This window comes from Aggregatibacter sp. HK296, from assembly GCF_980469475.1.
The window spans coordinates 783,935-801,764 of the sequence record NZ_OZ413142.1 but is presented as its reverse complement, the minus strand read 5'-3'; the positions used below and the strand labels follow the sequence as shown (position 1 = coordinate 801,764).

At 41.3% G+C, this 17,830-nt stretch carries 15 protein-coding genes; 5 read left to right on the top strand and 10 right to left on the bottom strand.

The window, feature by feature from the left end:
* Positions 1 to 31: 31 nt before the first annotated feature.
* The gene (uvrD, locus tag AC30SH_RS03885) at positions 32 to 2,206 is read right to left on the bottom strand and encodes a DNA helicase II (RefSeq protein WP_006718455.1); all 2,175 of its coding nucleotides are present in this window, start codon (positions 2,204 to 2,206) and stop codon (positions 32 to 34) included.
* A 166-nt stretch (positions 2,207 to 2,372) separates the two neighbouring features.
* Positions 2,373 to 3,722: a GntP family permease gene (locus tag AC30SH_RS03880; RefSeq protein ID WP_489582142.1), complete on the bottom strand. Its 1,350-nt coding sequence runs from the start codon at positions 3,720 to 3,722 to the stop codon at positions 2,373 to 2,375.
* 212 nt (positions 3,723 to 3,934) lie between these two features.
* On the opposite strand from AC30SH_RS03880, the gene AC30SH_RS03875 reads away from it, so the two are divergent.
* A complete protein-coding gene (locus tag AC30SH_RS03875) occupies positions 3,935 to 4,453 on the top strand; it encodes a gluconokinase (protein ID WP_109128676.1) in 519 nt (172 codons plus the stop codon).
* Positions 4,454 to 4,664: 211 nt separating this feature from the next.
* Here the strand turns inward: AC30SH_RS03875 and gntR are convergent, their stop codons facing one another.
* Together gntR and fdhD are read right to left on the bottom strand one after the other, a co-directional pair.
* A complete protein-coding gene (gntR, locus tag AC30SH_RS03870; RefSeq protein WP_230622508.1) occupies positions 4,665 to 5,663 on the bottom strand; it encodes a gluconate operon transcriptional repressor GntR in 999 nt (332 codons plus the stop codon).
* 50 nt (positions 5,664 to 5,713) lie between these two features.
* Positions 5,714 to 6,538, bottom strand: a complete 825-nt coding sequence (gene fdhD / locus AC30SH_RS03865; protein WP_314885613.1) for a formate dehydrogenase accessory sulfurtransferase FdhD — start codon at positions 6,536 to 6,538, stop codon at positions 5,714 to 5,716.
* A 239-nt stretch (positions 6,539 to 6,777) separates the two neighbouring features.
* On the opposite strand from fdhD, the gene fdnG reads away from it, so the two are divergent.
* From fdnG to AC30SH_RS03850, 3 genes are read left to right on the top strand one after another with little or no spacing between them, the layout of a single operon-like run.
* Entirely contained in the window at positions 6,778 to 9,861 is a 3,084-nt protein-coding gene (gene fdnG, locus AC30SH_RS03860) for a formate dehydrogenase-N subunit alpha (protein ID WP_249113868.1), read from the top strand.
* Between the two features lies 1 nt (position 9,862).
* Positions 9,863 to 10,795 carry a formate dehydrogenase subunit beta gene (gene fdxH / locus AC30SH_RS03855; RefSeq protein ID WP_212509697.1) on the top strand — a complete coding sequence of 311 codons (933 nt, stop codon included), beginning with the start codon at positions 9,863 to 9,865 and terminating at the stop codon, positions 10,793 to 10,795.
* Positions 10,788 to 11,501: a formate dehydrogenase subunit gamma gene (locus AC30SH_RS03850; RefSeq protein ID WP_109128682.1), complete on the top strand. Its 714-nt coding sequence runs from the start codon at positions 10,788 to 10,790 to the stop codon at positions 11,499 to 11,501. The genes fdxH and AC30SH_RS03850 overlap by 8 nt, the downstream gene beginning before the upstream one ends.
* Positions 11,502 to 11,617: 116 nt before the next feature.
* On the opposite strand, the gene modC is transcribed toward AC30SH_RS03850, so the two are convergent.
* From modC to modA, 3 genes are all read right to left on the bottom strand, one after another.
* Entirely contained in the window at positions 11,618 to 12,679 is a 1,062-nt protein-coding gene (gene modC / locus AC30SH_RS03845) for a molybdenum ABC transporter ATP-binding protein ModC (protein ID WP_212509698.1), read from the bottom strand.
* Complete coding sequence (modB, locus tag AC30SH_RS03840; RefSeq protein ID WP_489582141.1) at positions 12,666 to 13,394, bottom strand: molybdate ABC transporter permease subunit; 729 nt, start codon at positions 13,392 to 13,394, stop codon at positions 12,666 to 12,668. The genes modC and modB overlap by 14 nt, the downstream gene beginning before the upstream one ends.
* A gap of 67 nt (positions 13,395 to 13,461) precedes the next feature.
* Positions 13,462 to 14,226, bottom strand: coding sequence for a molybdate ABC transporter substrate-binding protein (modA, locus tag AC30SH_RS03835; protein WP_489582140.1), 765 nt, complete (start codon positions 14,224 to 14,226; stop codon positions 13,462 to 13,464).
* A gap of 205 nt (positions 14,227 to 14,431) precedes the next feature.
* On the opposite strand from modA, the gene AC30SH_RS03830 reads away from it, so the two are divergent.
* Positions 14,432 to 15,211 carry a TOBE domain-containing protein gene (locus AC30SH_RS03830; protein ID WP_489582139.1) on the top strand — a complete coding sequence of 260 codons (780 nt, stop codon included), beginning with the start codon at positions 14,432 to 14,434 and terminating at the stop codon, positions 15,209 to 15,211.
* Positions 15,212 to 15,645: 434 nt separating this feature from the next.
* Here the strand turns inward: AC30SH_RS03830 and AC30SH_RS03825 are convergent, their stop codons facing one another.
* The 3 genes from AC30SH_RS03825 to AC30SH_RS03815 are packed head-to-tail and all read right to left on the bottom strand — an operon-like array spanning position 15,646 to position 17,829.
* Positions 15,646 to 16,584, bottom strand: coding sequence for an HsdM family class I SAM-dependent methyltransferase (locus tag AC30SH_RS03825; RefSeq protein WP_489582138.1), 939 nt, complete (start codon positions 16,582 to 16,584; stop codon positions 15,646 to 15,648).
* A gap of 32 nt (positions 16,585 to 16,616) precedes the next feature.
* Complete coding sequence (locus AC30SH_RS03820; RefSeq protein ID WP_314400750.1) at positions 16,617 to 17,243, bottom strand: HNH endonuclease; 627 nt, start codon at positions 17,241 to 17,243, stop codon at positions 16,617 to 16,619.
* Entirely contained in the window at positions 17,233 to 17,829 is a 597-nt protein-coding gene (locus tag AC30SH_RS03815; protein WP_314400751.1) for a hypothetical protein, read from the bottom strand. The genes AC30SH_RS03820 and AC30SH_RS03815 overlap by 11 nt, the downstream gene beginning before the upstream one ends.
* Between the last annotated feature and the right edge of the window lies 1 nt (position 17,830).

Below are 17,830 nucleotides of genomic sequence, written 5' to 3'. Positions count from 1 at the left end.
CACTTTTTTTGCATTAATGACAAAACGAAACTTAAACTTTCTCCAACTTCGCCAAATGGGCGATCAGCCATTTAATTCCTTGATTCTGGAACGCAATTTGTAGGCGCAAATTATTGTCCGCCCCTTCTACATTAATCACCGTACCAAAACCGAATTTTTCATGTTTCACTTTTTGTCCCATTTTCCATTCGCTTTCGTTGGCAATCGGCGAAACACTGCCTACTTTAGATTGATTCAAGGCGCGTGTAACGGTGCCGCGTAAACGGATTTCCTGTAAACATTGTTGTGGCAATTCCGTGATAAAACGAGAAGGCAAATGACGTTCTTCTTTGCCATATAAACGACGACTTTCCGCGTAAGAAATGGTAAGTTTTTGTTTGGCTCGGGTAATCCCCACATAAGCCAAACGACGTTCTTCTTCCAAACGCCCCGCTTCTTCAAAGGAACGGAAACTTGGGAATAACCCTTCCTCTACGCCAATCATAAACACTCGAGGAAACTCCAAGCCTTTTGCTGAGTGCAAGGTCATCATTTCCACACAGGCTTGGTGCGGTGCCGCTTGCTCTTCGCCCGCTTCTAACGACGCGTGCGTCAAGAAAGCCGTAAGCTCTGTCATATCTTCCGCCTCTTCAGGCTTGATAAATTCGCGAGCGGCAGAGACCAATTCTTCCAAGTTTTCAATGCGTACCTCGCCTTTTTCGCCCTTTTCCTGTTTATACATTTCATACAAACCGGAATGCTTAATGACAAAATCCGTTTGTGCAAACAACGGCATCTCTTCCGTATCCCGTTGCAGAGAATTGATTAATTCCATAAAGCGAAGCAAAGCGGTCGCGGCACGGCCTGCCAGTTTATTTTCCTGCAATGCCAAATTGGTGGCTTGCCATAACGTGATTTGATGTTCGCGAGTCAGGTTACGCAAAGTGTCCAACGTGCGATCACCAATGCCCCGTGGTGGTGTATTAATAACGCGTTCAAAGGCGGCATCGTCTTGGCGATTAGCAATTAAGCGCAAATACGCCAAGGCATCCTTGATTTCCTGACGTTCGAAGAAGCGCATGCCACCATAAATACGATACGGAATTTGTGAACGAATCAACGCTTCTTCAATCACCCGTGATTGACTGTTACTGCGATATAAAATGGCACAATCGTTGAGTTTGCCGCCGTCTTCAATCCAAGTTTTAATTTGTGAGGCAACAAACAGCGCTTCATCCAATTCGTTAAAAGCCGCATAAATGCCTACAGGGTCGCCTTGATTTCCTTCCGACCATAAATTTTTCCCTAGTCGGTTGTTGTTATTAGAAATTAACTCATTAGCAGCCTGCAAAATATTCATGGTGGAACGGTAATTTTGTTCTAATCGAATGGTTTGTGCATTGGCAAACTCTTTCAAAAATAACTGAATATTTTCGATTTTTGCCCCGCGCCAGCCGTAAATAGATTGGTCGTCATCCCCTACAATCATCACTTTGCCGGTTTTGCCCGCCAATAAACGAATCCATTCATATTGAATTTTGTTAGTGTCTTGAAACTCATCCACCAAAATATGCTGAAAACGTTGTTGGTAACGTTGTAAAATCAGTGGTTTATGTAAAAACAATTCGTACGAGCGCAATAAAATTTCAGCAAAATCTACCAGTCCTGCACGATCGCAAGCATCTTGATAAATCTGATAAATTCGAATCCATTCTCGTTCTTGACGATCGTGATGATCATCAATTTGATTCGGGCGCAAGCCTTCGTCTTTTTTATTATTGATATACCAAGCAGCTTGTTTTGGCGGGAAACTTTTTTCGTCAAAATGATGTAATTTCATGAGGCGTTTGAGTAAACGCAATTGGTCTTCCGAATCTAAAATCTGGAAATCTTGCGGCAAATCCGCATCAAGATGATGAGCACGCAGAAGTCGATGAGCAATGCTGTGAAAGGTGCCGACCCACATACCAAACAAACGCTGATTGCCGTCGAACAAGACGGATTCAATACGATGACGCATTTCTGCCGCAGCTTTGTTGGTGAAAGTCACCGCCATAATGCTCCCTTCGGAGACACCTTCAACGCCAATCAGCCACGCAATTCGGTGCGTCAATACGCGGGTTTTACCACTCCCCGCGCCCGCCAACACCAAATAATTGCCCAATGGCGCACTCACCGCTTCCCGTTGTTTATCGTTTAAGCCATCTAATAATTCTGCGAAATCCATTATTTTCACTCACAAACACTGTTTTTTTGTACAGGCGAAATTATAGCGATTTTTGCTAAAAACTCAATGAAGGAAAGGGAAAAGAAGAAAAAGTGCGGTGTTTTTTTCAAATGTTTTTTATAAAAAAGCGCACCATAAAAGATGCGCTTTAGTAAAACGAGAAGTATTAGAAAATAATGCTACCGATTAATGCGATGATAAAACCAACAAAGCCGATTGAGGTCTCTAACATAGTCCAAGTTTTTAACGTGGTTTTAGTGTCCATTTCCAAGAAGCGGCTCATCAACCAGAATCCGCTGTCATTGACATGAGAGAACACTGTGGCACCTGAGGCGATGGAGATCACGATAAAGCATAAGTCCAATTGACTAAGATCGGTCGCCGCAGCAACGGTCGGTGCGATTAATGCAGAAGCTGTAGTTAATGCAACCGTTGCCGAGCCTTGTGCTACACGTAACGCCATGGAAATAATAAAGGCGGCAATAATAATTGGCATACCGGTATTGGATAACATGGCGGACAATTCATCGCCGATACCGCCGGCACGTAATACGCCACCGAACATACCGCCAGCCCCGGTGACCAAAATAATGGAGCAAATCGGCCCTAGCGCACTGTTACAGAGGCTTTCGATTTGTTCGTAGCTACGTTCACCGCGCAATAAGGCAATCGCGATTAGCAATGTAATTAATAAAGCAATAGGTGTTTTACCAATTAAACGCAAGCTTTCCACCCACAAGGCTGAACCGTCGATGACTTTTGCAACGCTGAGCGTATTTAAGCCGGTATCAAACAGAATTAAGAAAATCGGTAAAACCAAAATAAATAGCACGCGTCGAAACGGTGGCGGGTTTTGAACGGAAGTTTCGCTAATGGCAGAACTATTCAAAAAGGTTTTCGGCAGTTCCACAAAGAATTTTCTGCTGATGTACATACTGAACAAATATGTCCCGATGTACCAAGTTGGAATAGCACAAATTAACCCGACAAGCACCATCAATCCCATATTTACACCCAGCAAATCGCCGGAAGCAACTGGACCTGGATGCGGTGGTAAAAAGGCGTGCATGACAGCGAAAGCACCGGCAACCGGGAAGGCATAGCGTAAGACAGAACCACCAAAGCGTTTTGCCACGCTAAAGACGATTGGCAACATCACGACCAAACCGGCATCAAAGAAAATCGGAAAACCGAATAATAAGGCGGCAACCCCAAGGGCAAAAGGTGCTTTTTGTTCGCCGAATTTATTGATTAAAGTATCGGCAAGCACTTTTGCTCCACCGGTCACTTCAAGCAAACGCCCAATCATGGCGCCCAAGCCAACCAACAAGGCAACCGATGCCAACGTATTGCCGAAGCCGGTTAATAGCGTCGGCAAAATCTTGTCAACAGAAATGCCTGCTGCAAGTGCGGTCAATAAACTAACTAAAACCAATGCAACAAAGGCATGCATTTTAAATTTAATGATGAGCAACAATAATAAAAGTACCGCTACGATCATGATGAAAATTAACATAATTCGTCCTCACGTTAAAATGTTACTGGTAACATACTCTTTATCGCAAAATTGGTAAATAGATATCATTTATAACTGTGATCACAATCACAAAAAATATATTCATGCTTAATTCATCTGCAAAATCGAACATTTTATAGCCTAAAAGGATTGTTACCGATAACATTTTTGCGCTAAGCTAAGTCTATTAAAAATCAGAGAAGGAGAAACACATGGCGGCAGGTAAAAGTTTTATTTTAATGGGGGTATCCAGCACCGGTAAAACATCTGTGGGGACGGAAGTGGCGCACCGTCTAGGAATAAAACTGATTGACGGAGACGATCTGCATCCGCGCGCCAATATCATCAAAATGGGTGAAGGTCATCCATTAAACGATGAAGATCGCGCGCCTTGGTTAGAACGCATTCGGGATGCAGCATTTAGCTTGGAGCATAAAAGCGAGGTAGGCATTATTGTTTGTTCGGCACTGAAAAAGAAATATCGTGATCAAATTCGTGACGGCAACAGCAATGTAAAATTCCTATTTTTACACGGTTCTTATGATGTAATTTTGGAACGAATGCGCCAACGCAAAGGGCACTACATGAAAGAAAGTATGCTGAAAAGCCAGTTTGAAACCCTAGAAGTGCCGGGCGCAGATGAACCGGATGTGATTTCTATTGATATTAATGCGCCTTTTGACGAAGTGGTTGAACGTTGTATTCAGGCGCTGCAGCCTTATCTCTCTTAAAACAAAAAAGTGCGGTCTATTTTTCAAGTGTTCGAAATTATGTAGCAGTTGCACAAAGCTGAAATTACGGTCACTGAGCTTGTCGAAGTGTAAGTAATTTCAGTCTCTCCTATGCACAAAACTAATGCTTCGACAAGCTCAGCAAGCGTTTTGTGCATTTTCTCCGTAATACTGCAAGTGTTTTAAAACGTCTAAAAAAACCACCGCACTTTTATATGCTTTCCCCTAAATGAATCTGGTAGCCTAAATTGATGATGGCACTTTGCGCGGGAATATTGTCAATGCGCGCCAGTAATTCCTGCGCAGCAATGCGTCCGATATCTAAACGCGGCGTGATCACCGTAGCAAGTTGCGGCGTGATCGATTGACCTACATCATGTCCGTGGAAACCGGCAACAGCAATTTGCTTGGGCACTTGAATGCCTAAACGTTGACATTCAAAAATAGCGCCAATAGCAATGTCGTCATTGGTGCAAAAAATACCGTCAATTTGCGGAAATGTTTCAAGTGCCTGATGCAACAATTCGCCGCCTAGCGTAAAAGAAGAATGTTCTTTAGTGGCGATCACATGTGGTGTTAATTGATGCCTTGCCATGGCATTTTCATAGCCTTGCTGACGTAAACGCGTGCGTTTATCTTGACGCGCCGCAAAATAAACTACGTTGCGATGCCCTCGATTAATCATGGTTTCCACCATCGCTTGTGCCGCCGCAATATTGTCAAAACCGACAACCTGTTGGATACCAACCTCGGTGGTATCCATGATTTCAATCACAGGAATATTCGCCACTTTGAGCATTTTTTTAGTTTTTTCGGAATGCTGACTTTCCGACAAAATAATGCCGTCCACGTTGTAAGACAGCAGGCTTTCAATACGACGTTCCTCTTTCTTTTCACTGTAACCGTAATGCGCCAACATGGTTTGATAACCGGCTTTATCGGTGATTTGCTCAATACCGCGAATCACATTGGCAAAAACTTGATTAGTCAACGACGGCACCAACACACCAATTGCCCGACTTTTAGCATTGGACAAGATATCCGGTGCGCGATTAGGAATATAGCCGAAACGTTCAATGGCTTCGGCAATGCGTGCTTGTGTACCATTCGCCACTGAATCAGGATTTCGTAGATAGCGACTAATGGTCATTTTCGTGATGCCAAGGTAATCGGCAATATCTTGTAATGTCGGGCGTTTATTTTTTGTCATAAAGAAGAAAGCCTAAAGAATAAATAAGATGATTTTAGACTAAGGCAAAATCAATCACAAATTTCTAAACGTTCTCTACCACTATAAACCGTCGCACGCCCCGGTCTGGCAAAACCAATTAACGTTAAGTTGTATTGTTCTGCCATTTCTACCGCCAAATCTGTTGAAGCCGAAATTGCGACTAACATTTCTATGCCTGCAGATACTGTTTTTTGCACCATTTCATAACTGGCGCGACTGGTCACAACAATAAAGCCTTGCGGTTTACTTGCTTTAGCATGCCACCCCAATAATTTATCTAATGCTACATGGCGGCCGACATCTTCACGAATAGCAAGTAATTTACCTTCCATGGAGAAAAATGCCGCCGCATGCGTGGAACCTGTTTGCTTACCTAGTTCCTGAGCGTCCTGTAATTGCTGTAAGCAATCGTCTAGTTGTGCCACACGGAAGGTTAAAGTGCGGTCTAATTTTTTGACATTTTTATAAACCTGTTGAATCTGTTCCGCACCACAAATGCCACAACCGGTTCGTCCAGTTAAGGTGCGTCGATGATCTTTCAATGCCACAAAACAGCGGGTCGCCAACTCAATTCTCGCTTCAATGCCATTGCAGGCTTCTTCAATATCAATGCCATAAATATCACTAGGTTTATCAATAATTCCTTCCGATAAAGAAAACCCCATCGCGAAATCTTCCAAATCTCGTGGAGAACACATCATCACTGTGTGAGAAATATCGTTATAAACCAACGCCACAGGCGTTTCAGTGGCTAAAATCTCTTGTTTCTCAGAAATAGCAATCTTGTTATCGCTTTGTTGCTCATTTGTTAATTTTTTAATAAAGTGAATTAATTTTTTTTTGATCCAACTCAAAATTTTCTATCCTTATAGCCATTATTAATTATGGATTTCTGTACAAAAAATAGGTATTCTACCCGCCGCTACTAGTCAGGTAACTATGCATTTTAATTGTTACATAACTACTCAGCATCGTTTCGCTAAATTTTAATACAAATTTAACAAAAACGACCATCAGATTATCTAGTTAAATACAAATTTAAAACTATCAAACTGAAAACAACAACAAATTTTGTTGATTGTGGGGAGTGTTTATGCAGATCACAAGAAGAAAATTCTTCAAGGTCTGTGCCGGCGGTATGGCAGGAACATCGGTTGCGATGTTAGGCTTTGCTCCGGCTACGGCCTTAGCTGCGCCACGCGAATACAAACTATTGCGTGCGAAAGAATCGCGTCAAACCTGTACATACTGCTCGGTAAGTTGCGGTATGTTGATGTACAGTACAGGTACACCATCTAATACCTTAAGTGGCCACACCGCGACAAATACCCGTTCTAAATTATTCCATATCGAAGGCGACCCGGATCATCCGATCAGCCGTGGTGCGTTATGCCCTAAAGGTGCCGGTGCGTTAGACTTTATCAATAGCGAAAGCCGAACCTTATATCCGGAATACCGCGCGCCGGGTTCCGATAAATGGGAACGTATTTCTTGGCAAGATGCGATTAAACGCATTGCCCGCTTGATGAAAGATGACCGTGATGCCAACTTCGTTGAGAAAAATGCTGAAGGCAACACGGTCAACCGTTGGACAACCACGGGGATTATGACGGCATCGGCAATCAGTAATGAAGCCGCATTGCTAACCCATAAGTGGATTCGCATGTTAGGGATGCTTCCGGTATGTAACCAAGCGAATACTTGACACGGACCAACGGTAGCAAGTCTTGCTCCATCATTTGGTCGCGGTGCCATGACAAACAACTGGGTTGATATCAAAAACGCCAATCTTATTCTTGTTCAAGGCGGTAACCCTGCTGAAGCTCACCCTGTTGGCTTCCGTTGGGTCATTGAAGCGAAGAAAAACGGTGCGAAAATCATCGTTGTCGATCCGCGCTTTAACCGTACAGCTTCCGTAGCTGACCTTCACGCACCAATTCGTTCCGGTTCTGACATTGCCTTCTTAATGGGGGTGATCCGTTACTTATTGGAAACCAATCAAATTCAACACGAATACGTTAAACACTATACCAATGCATCCTTCTTAGTGAATGAAGGCTATAAGTTCGAAGACGGTTTATTCTCCGGATTTGACGAAGCAAAAGGTAAGTATGATAAATCAACTTGGAACTACCAATTTGATGAAAATGGTCATGCTAAACGTGATATGACATTACAACACCCACGTTGTGTCATTAACGTATTAAAAGAACACGTTTCCCGCTATACCCCGGAAATGGTTGAAAAAGTTACCGGTGTAAAACAAAAAACCTTCCTACAAATCTGTGAAGAAATCGGTAAAACATCGGTACCAAATAAAACCATGACGCACTTATATGCGCTTGGCTTTACCGAGCACACAATCGGTACACAAAATATTCGCTCCATGGCAATGATCCAATTGCTCTTGGGTAATATTGGTATGCCGGGTGGTGGTATTAACGCATTACGTGGTCACTCTAACGTACAAGGTACAACCGATATGGGCTTGTTACCGACAATGTTACCTGGCTATATGCGTTTACCGACAGACAAAGAAACGTCCTTCGACCAATTCATGAATGCAATTACGCCGAAAGACATCGTGCCAAACCAAACAAACTATTATCGTAATACATCAAAATTCTTCACCAGTATGATGAAGACTTTCTATGGCGATAATGCGACAAAAGAAAACGGTTGGGGCTTTAACTTCTTACCAAAAGTCGATCGCGTCTATGACCCGATTACTCATGTCAAAATGATGCATGACGGTGAATTGAACGGTTGGATTTTACAAGGTTTCAACGTATTGAACTCATTACCGAACAAAAACAAAACTGTTGCAGGTATGAGTAAGTTGAAATACTTAGTCGTTATGGATCCATTGCAAACCGAAAGTTCCGAATTCTGGAAAAACTTTGGGGAAGCGAACGATGTAGATCCGTCCAAAATCCAAACAGAAGTATTCCGTTTACCAACCACCTGTTTCGCAGAAGAAGATGGTTCTATCGCTAACTCCGGTCGTTGGGTGCAATGGCACCAAAAATCTTGCGATCAACCAGGCGAAGCCTTACCGGATGTAGAGATTTTATCTATGCTCCGTGAAGAAATGCATGAGCTTTACAAGAAAGAAGGTGGTCGCGGTATTGAGTCCTTTGAAGCCATGACATGGAACTATAATATTCCACATGCGCCATCATCAGCTGAACTTGCTAAAGAAGTTAACGGCTATGCTTTAGAAGATCTTTATGACGCAAATGGCAACCTAATGTATAAAAAAGGTCAACTACTTAACTCCTTTGCACACTTACGTGATGACGGTACAACGTCCTCCGGTAACTGGATTTATGTAGGTCAATGGACTGAAAAAGGTAACCAAACAGAAAACCGTGATAATTCCGATCCATCCGGTTTAGGTTGTAACTTAGGTTGGAGTTTTGCATGGCCGGCAAACCGTCGCGTGCTTTATAACCGTGCGTCTTTAGACATTAACGGTAATCCATGGGATAAACATCGTCAGTTAATCAAATGGAACGGCAAAAACTGGAACTGGTTTGATATTGCTGACTATGGCACACAACCACCAGGTTCTGATGCAGGTCCGTTTATCATGTCTGCTGAAGGTGTTGGCCGCTTGTTTGCTGTTGATAAAGTCAATAGTGGACCGGTACCGGAGCATTATGAGCCGATTGAAAGTCCAATTGATACGAACCCGTTACACCCAAGTGTTGTCACCGACCCAACGGTACGTATTTATAAAGAAGACCGTGAATTTATCGGTTCAAATAAAGAGTATCCGTTTGTCGCAACAACTTATCGTTTAACCGAGCACTTCCACAGCTGGACGGCACAAGCGGCATTAAACATTATCGCGCAACCACAACAATTTGTGGAAATCGGTGAGGCACTTGCAGCAGAAAAAGGCATCCAAAAAGGCGATATGGTAAAAGTTACCTCTCGTCGTGGTTATATCAAAGCTGTTGCTGTGGTGACAAAACGTTTGAAAGCGTTAGAAGTTGACGGAAGAACAGTACACCATGTAGGTATCCCAATTCACTGGAATATGAAAGTATTAAATGGTAAAGGTAACCGTGGTTTCTCCACCAATACCTTAACGCCATCTTGGGGTGAATCAGTCACACAAACCCCGGAATACAAAACATTCCTAGTTAATATTGAGAAGGCGGAGGTATAACATGGCTGGAACTGCTCAAGGCGTTCAAACGCAAGACATTATCAAGATCTCCGCTACATCAGGTTTAACTGAGCCGCCACGTGCGCGTGATCACAAAGTTGAAGTGGCAAAACTCATTGATGTATCCACCTGTATCGGTTGTAAAGCCTGTCAGGTAGGTTGTTCGGAATGGAATGATATTCGTTCTGATGTGAATGCCCAATGTTTGGGGATTTATGACAACCCGGTTGATCTCAATGCAAAAGCATGGACGGTGATGCGCTTCAACGAAGTGGAAGAAAATGATCGTTTAGAATGGTTAATCCGTAAAGACGGTTGTATGCACTGTCAAGAGCCGGGCTGTTTAAAAGCTTGTCCGGCACCGGGTGCGATTATCCAATATGCAAACGGTATCGTGGATTTCCAATCTGACAAATGTATCGGTTGTGGTTACTGTATCGCAGGTTGTCCGTTCAACATTCCACGCATGAATCCGGAAGACAATCGTGTGTACAAATGTACCCTTTGTGTTGACCGTGTTTCTGTGGGTCAAGAACCGGCTTGTGTGAAAACCTGTCCGACCGGTGCAATTCGTTTCGGTTCCAAAGAAGAAATGAAAATCTACGCGGAACAACGTGTCGCAGATCTTAAAGCGCGCGGCTATGAAAATGCCGGTGTTTACGATCCGGAAGGCGTCGGTGGTACGCATGTAATCTATGTATTACACCATGCAGATAAACCTGAATTGTATTCCGGTTTACCGAAAGATCCACAAATCGACACAACCGTTACGTTATGGAAAGACATCCTGAAACCGGTTGCTGCGGTTGCCATGGGTGGTCTTGCACTTGCTGAAATCGGTCACTACCTCACAGTAGGCCCGAATGAGGAAGAAGATGTTGAAGATCATCACGAAGAATTTGAAGATAAAGAGGGAGGCAAAAAAGATGAGTAAAGGTAAATTTGAGATTACCAATGATACCCGTATCATTCGTCACAAACTCCCAGCGCGTCTAAGTCACTGGTTCTTAGTAATCAGTTTCTTCTTAACCATGTTTACCGGGGTAGCGTTCTTCTTCCCTGACTTTGCATGGTTAACGGAAATTCTTGGTACACCACAACTTGCCCGTGCGATTCACCCGTTCACCGGTATTTTAATGTTTATTGCCTTTGTGTTCTTATGTTCACTCTACTGGCACCATAACATTCCGGAGAAAAACGATATTCGTTGGGCGAAAGGAATGCTTGAAGTCTTAAAAGGTAACGAGCACGCTGTTGCTGATAACGGTAAATATAACTTGGGTCAAAAAATGTTGTTCTGGACATTGATCCTTGCCATGTTTACCTTAATGGGCTCCGGCATCATTATGTGGCGTCAATACTTCTCGCACCACTTCTCTATTCCGGTGTTGCGTATCGCCATCTTGTTGCACTCTGTTTGTGCCTTTATGTTGTTCACCGGTATCCTAGTACACATGTACATGGCATTCTGGGTGAAAGGCTCCATTCGTGGTGTCGTTGAAGGCTGGGTAACCGTTCGCTGGGCGAAAAAACACCACCCGAAATGGTATCGCGAAGAAGTGCTTCCTGAGTTAGAAAAAGACGTTGTACGGGAAGAGAAAGGCGAAAAGACCAAAGTCATCTTTAAGAAATTTAGCTAATCTAAAAGTGCGGTTAAAAAACGCAATCAATTTTGACCGCACTTCTTGTTGAAGCAAACTATTAAAGAAAAGAAAACAGCACCTTAAAGGTGCTGTTTTTGTATGTATCAATAAAATTATGCCGACATCACGGAAATCGCTTTAATTTGCGCATAAACCAATTGTCCCAGTTGTAACGCTAAATCATGGAAAGACCATTTACTGATACTTGCCCAAAGGTGTTTTCCGCCAATATCCAGTTTTAAATCTACTCGATTTTCCAGTTCTAAAATCTTAACAATCCGTCCATACAACGTGTTGCGAATACTCGATTGTTCTACTTTATTCAAACTAATCGACACATCAGAACTATGAATGCAAATTCGCACTTTCTCATTGATCTGCGCCTCAACTTGATTAATCCAAATGTTCTGATCGCCAATCGAAAGTGCGGTCATTTTATAAGATGGATTATGCATAAAAACAGGCAAAGAAAGCACCGCACTTTGTTCGTTTTCTTGCTTCCAAGGAAGAAACAGCGGACTTTCCCAAATACTTTCTAACACATCATAAGCTTCAACTTTGCCATTAGTGAGCAATACAACCCGCTCAGCTAAACGCAACAATTCATCAAGACTGTGGGTCACATACAAAATAGGGATGTTAATTTCTTTCGATAACCGTTCCAGATAATTCATCAACTCACGTTTACGCGGTAAATCCAACGCAGAAAGGGGTTCATCCATTAATAAAATTTCCGGATCCGTCAATAATGCACGCCCGATGGCAACCCGTTGTTTTTCACCACCGGATAAGGTTATCGGATAGCGTTTTAACAAATGGCCGATACCTAGCAACTCAACAATATAGTTAAATTCATCTTTGCTGGTGTTTTTCATGCCATAACGCAAATTGCCATTCACCGTATAATGAGGAAATAAACGGGCATCCTGAAAAACATAGCCTATGTTGCGCTGATTGATCGGCACACAAACATTTTCTGCCGAATTGAACAATTCACGATCATTTAACGCAATCACACCTTCATCCGGATTAATCAATCCGCTGACAAGATTAATGAGGGAAGATTTCCCCGAACCTGACAAACCAAAAAGTGCGGTGACACCTTGCGATGGAATATCTAAATGCGCTTCTAGGGGTAAAGTACCTAACTGTTTTTTTACATCAATGTGCAGCATCGCTTTGTCCTAATCTTTTTTGCATACGTTTTGCCAACCATTCTGATAACAATAAAGAAATCAGCGATAAAATCACAGCAAAGACACATAATCTGGCCGCTTGTTCTTCCGCTCCCGGTGTTTGAATAAAGGAATACATGGCCAAGGGAATGGTTTGGGTTTCGCCGGCAATATTGGACACAAAGGTGATGGTGGCGCCGAATTCCCCTAAAGAACGCGCAAAACCGAGCACAATGCCGGCAAGAATGCCCGGTAAAGATAACGGTAAGGTGATAGTTAAAAATACCCGCCATGCAGAAGCACCTAATGTTCTGGCGGCCTGCTCTAATTTTAAATCGATACTTTCAAGGGAAAGGCGAATGGCACGCACAACCAAAGGGAATGCCACCACCGCAGAAGCTAATACAGCCCCTTTCCAGCTAAATCCAAAGGTCAATCCAAACCATTGATACAAATACTTGCCGATAAACCCATTGCGTCCCATAGCAACCAATAAAAGATAACCAATGACGACCGGCGGCAACACCAAAGGCAAGTGAATAATCCCGCCCACAATGGATTTGCCATAAAAATCTTTTCGTGCCAAAAGCCATGCCACCAAAATAGCAATAGGCAAACTCCATACCATGGCACTGACGGACACTTCTAAACTCAAGCGAATAGCATCGATTTCTAATGGGCTTAAGCCTAATAACACCAGAAACTCTGTAAACAAAATTCAATTCCCTATATAAATAAAGCGTAGCACAATGGCTACGCTTAATGAGTCAAAGTCGGTTTGCTTATTTTACAGAGAAACCATAATCAGCAAATACTTTTTTCGCTTCAGGCGATTCTAAGTATTTCAAGAATGCTTGCGTTTCCGCATTGTTGTGATCTTTTAAAATCGCAACCGGATAATACGCCGGTTTGTAAGAATCTTGTGGGAACACACCAATCGCTTTCACTTCTTTACTCACTTTCGCATCGGTTGCGTACACAATACCTAAAGGAGCTTCACCACGTTCAACTAAGGCTAATGCCGCACGCACGTCTTTGGCACGAGCTAATTTGTCTTTGACTTGATCCCATAAGTTTAATTTGGTTAACGCTTCTTCCGCATATTGACCGGCAGGTACGTGTGCAGGGTCACCCACAGACAAATAAGTATCTTTTAATTGCTTGATCCATTCGCCTTTTGCGATATCAATGTTTTGTAATTTACTGTCTTTTTGTGAAATTAGAACCAGTTCATTACCCACTAATAATTTTTCGGTTTCTTTAACGGTTAACCCTTTTTCTGAAAGGTATTTCATCCATTTAGTGCTGGCGGAAATAAATAAATCCGCTGGCGCACCTTCTTCAATTTGTTTTGCTAAAGTTGAAGAAGACGCAAAAGAAAATACCACGTCTTCTTTTGGATTTACTTTTTTATAATCTTCTGCCACTTGTTTTAATGAATCGGTCATGGAAGCAGCGGCAAACACAGTCACTTTTGCTTGTGCAGAAAGAGAGAATGCTAAACAAGCCGCCGCTAAACCGGCAGCGATTTTTGAATATTTAAACATAGTAAAAACTCCGTTTTGGTTGGTTAACAAGTTATATATAGCATAAATTATACAACGAAAATAGAGAAATAAAAGGCGTATAACCCATTATTTAAAAAACAAAATATGGCCTAACCTTTCAGAGGTAGGGTTAAACATTCTTATTCTTTTAGAAATATAGTATGATGTGCCGCATATAGTCGTCAGCGCAATTTTGAGGAACACAATGAACGGAACAGAAATTTTACTCACCATCAAACTGAAAGAGACCCTTTTCGCCGATCCTAAACGCATCCGTTTATTACAAGAAATTGAAAAATGCGGTTCCATCAATCAAGCGGCTAAAAATGCCAATGTCAGTTATAAAAGTGCTTGGGATCACCTTGAGGCGATGAATCAAATTAGCCCCAAACCATTACTAGAACGTAATATCGGTGGGCGAAATGGTGGCGGAACGGCATTAACCGTTTATGCACAACGTTTATTGAAACTCTATGATCTATTAGAACAAACCCAAGAAAAAGCCTTTGATATTTTGCATGATGAAAAAGTGCCGTTAAACAGTTTGCTCTCTGCCATGGCGCGTTTTTCTTTGCAAACCAGTGCCAGAAACCAATTTTTCGGCAAAGTACAAGCATTAAGATTTGAAGATGTTCACTGTTTTGTGGACATTCTTTTAGAAGATTTTGACAAACCGCTGACTGTCTCTATCACTGAAAAAAGTGCGGTGCGTTTAAAACTTGAATCTGACAAAGAAGTAATGGTGATGTTTAAAGCGCCATGGGTCAAAATTACCACCAATCCGCAAGAGAATTTGCCAAATCAATTTAAAGCGACGGTCACTTCCATTATTGACAAAGGCGAAGCCGGTGAAGCGATTTTAGTGTTAGAAGGCTCAAACATCGAATTCTGTGCAACACTCACGAAAGATCAACATGTGGAAATCAATCAGTCCGTTTGGGCTTCTGTTGATCCGGAACAAGTGATTATTGCGACGCTTTATTAAGGCTGAAACGTAGCAAGTCATCTATCATTGAAAAGTTGGATAGATAAATCTTAAGTTAGATTCTAAATAGTTTACCCAGTTTTATTTCACTCACTCAGCTACTAGGATACAGCTCAAAGTGCGGTTAGATTAAAAAACATTTTGAAAACTGACCGCACTTTTTCACTTAAAATTACAAGAATTAGCCAGTGATTTTGATCGTTCTAGCAATAGCAAATTGACTACTATTAGTTCCGATTTACTCAAGTTACTCAAGAAAATAGCTTGCTTCGTTATGTGCTGATTTTAGGCTTTGGCAAAATCTAAAGTTTTCTATATAAAATGCAGTTGTTTTTTTGAAACTCTTTGTAAAATAGAGGGTGTCTGAAAATGTTCAGACATCCTCTATTTTCTAAAGTCTAAGAAACAAAGCATCACGATGTGACCAACATCACTTATCTCCCCAACTGCTCAGCAACGCTTCGAAAACTCATCAAAGCCGCTTCGATATTTTCAATGATTTCATCAGCTAAAATATCAGGGGCGGGCAGATTGTCCAAGTCGGTTAAAGAATGGTCTTTCAGCCAGAAAATATCCAAGCTGGTTTTTTCGCGCTGATTGATTTCATCGATACTAAATTTACGCCAGCGTCCGTCGGGATTGTTTTCGGCATGATAGGTTTCTGCCCGCTTGGAACGGTCTTCTGGGCAATAGCAGGTAATGAAATCCTGCAAATCTGCCAACTGCATCGGTTTTTTCTTCAGCGTGTGATGCACGTTGGTGCGATAGTCATACACCCAGACTTCTTGGGTAACGGCTTTTTCCTGTGCGGGGCGGTTATCAAAGAACAACACATTTGCTTTCACGCCTTGGGCGTAGAAAATCCCCGTTGGCAAACGCAAAATTGTATGTAAATCGGTCATCCGCAATAGTTTCTTACGCACAGTTTCGCCTGCGCCGCCTTCAAACAGCACATTGTCGGGTACGACCACGGCAGCCCGCCCGTTGTTTTTGAGCATGGTGTAAATATGCTGCAAGAAGTTGACTTGTTTGTTGGAGGTGGTTGCCCAAAAGTCTTGGCGGTTATAGACAAAATCTTCGGTTTCGGCTTCGCCCTCGGCATTGGTAATGGTCATGCTGCTTTTTTTGCCGAATGGCGGATTGGCTAAAACCAAGTCCACTTTGCGTGCGCTGGGTGCAACCAAGGAGTCATCGGAACTAATCGGGCTTTCGCCGTCCATTTCGCCGATGCCGTGTAAAAACAGGTTCATCAAACACAAACGGCGGGTATTGGCGACAATTTTATTGCCGAAAAACGTCCCGTTTTTTAACCGCGCTTTTTGCTCGGTGTTTAGATTGGCGTGTTTTTCCAAATAACTGTATGCCGCCGCCAATAAAAAGCCGCCGGTGCCACATGATACATCAACTACAACTCATTTCTTTTTTGTTGCAAAAGAACAACGCATTTTGATATTTTTTCAGATATTCTATCACTAGAATGTTTTTTAGAGAAGCCATACATATTCATGAGCAAAAAATCTAATCTCCTAATTTCTTCGTCCAATTTCAACTTTCTATAGAATTCACAAATAGTTTTATCTGTAATAAATTTATTCTCCACTTTTATATAGTAGTTCTTATCTCTATAAAATAATTCTGTTATACTTCCATCATCAACATTAAATTTCGAAGAATATACTTCATCCCATATAAAATCTTTCTTTGCTCTGTTACATTTTTTACACGAAAGCACTAAATTTTTTATTTTACCTGCATTTATAGAATCTCCATTAAATGATGATTCACATAAAAAATGATCGATTTCAAATAATTCAGAACTTACTACATCCGTTGTTATTCCACAATATGAACATTTATCGCTGTATATGTTTCTAAACAACTTATTATAAACACTATCTTTTTTATTTATTTGATTATATATTATTTTAGTTCGAGAATGTTCAGCTTTTATTTTCTTTTCTAAAGCGTCTTTTTCAGGCACAATATTTTTTTTTGAAACACAATATATCGTATTTCTATAATCATTCTTCATATAATTTTCTCATTTCTTCAAAAGCCTTAATAAGACTATCTATATCAGCCTTTGTTAAATTATCGTAATTTGATAATCCATTAATAGAATTCTCCATTTTTTCAAATAGATATTTTTCAACATATCTTTTTGAAGAAATATTTTTCAAAATATTTCTATTTAAAAGGATATTTTTTGTAGCATTGACTATTTTTTCATTCCAATTATCTTGAAAAAACGAATCCACATCGCAAGGATAGGTACTAGAATTATATTTTTTTAATGTACTATATTCCATTTTGTCTTGGTATTGAGTAATTACTATTATTTCTTTAAATGGGAAAATTTTTTTAATTATTAGACCAAGCTCTTCACCAGAAATTTTATTATTTTCTACGTTTCCATTTTCAAAAAGCATTGAATCCAAAAATAATATATCAGCTTTTTGAATTTCATTATTCTCAAGCAAGTCTTCGTAGGAATATTTATTTTCAAATTTTAATTCTGAATATTTATATTCAGCCTTATTATTTGAATATGAATTTAAATATCTCGAAACATACAAATCAATTTTGTCATCTACATAAAGCATAGTTATCAATTCCATT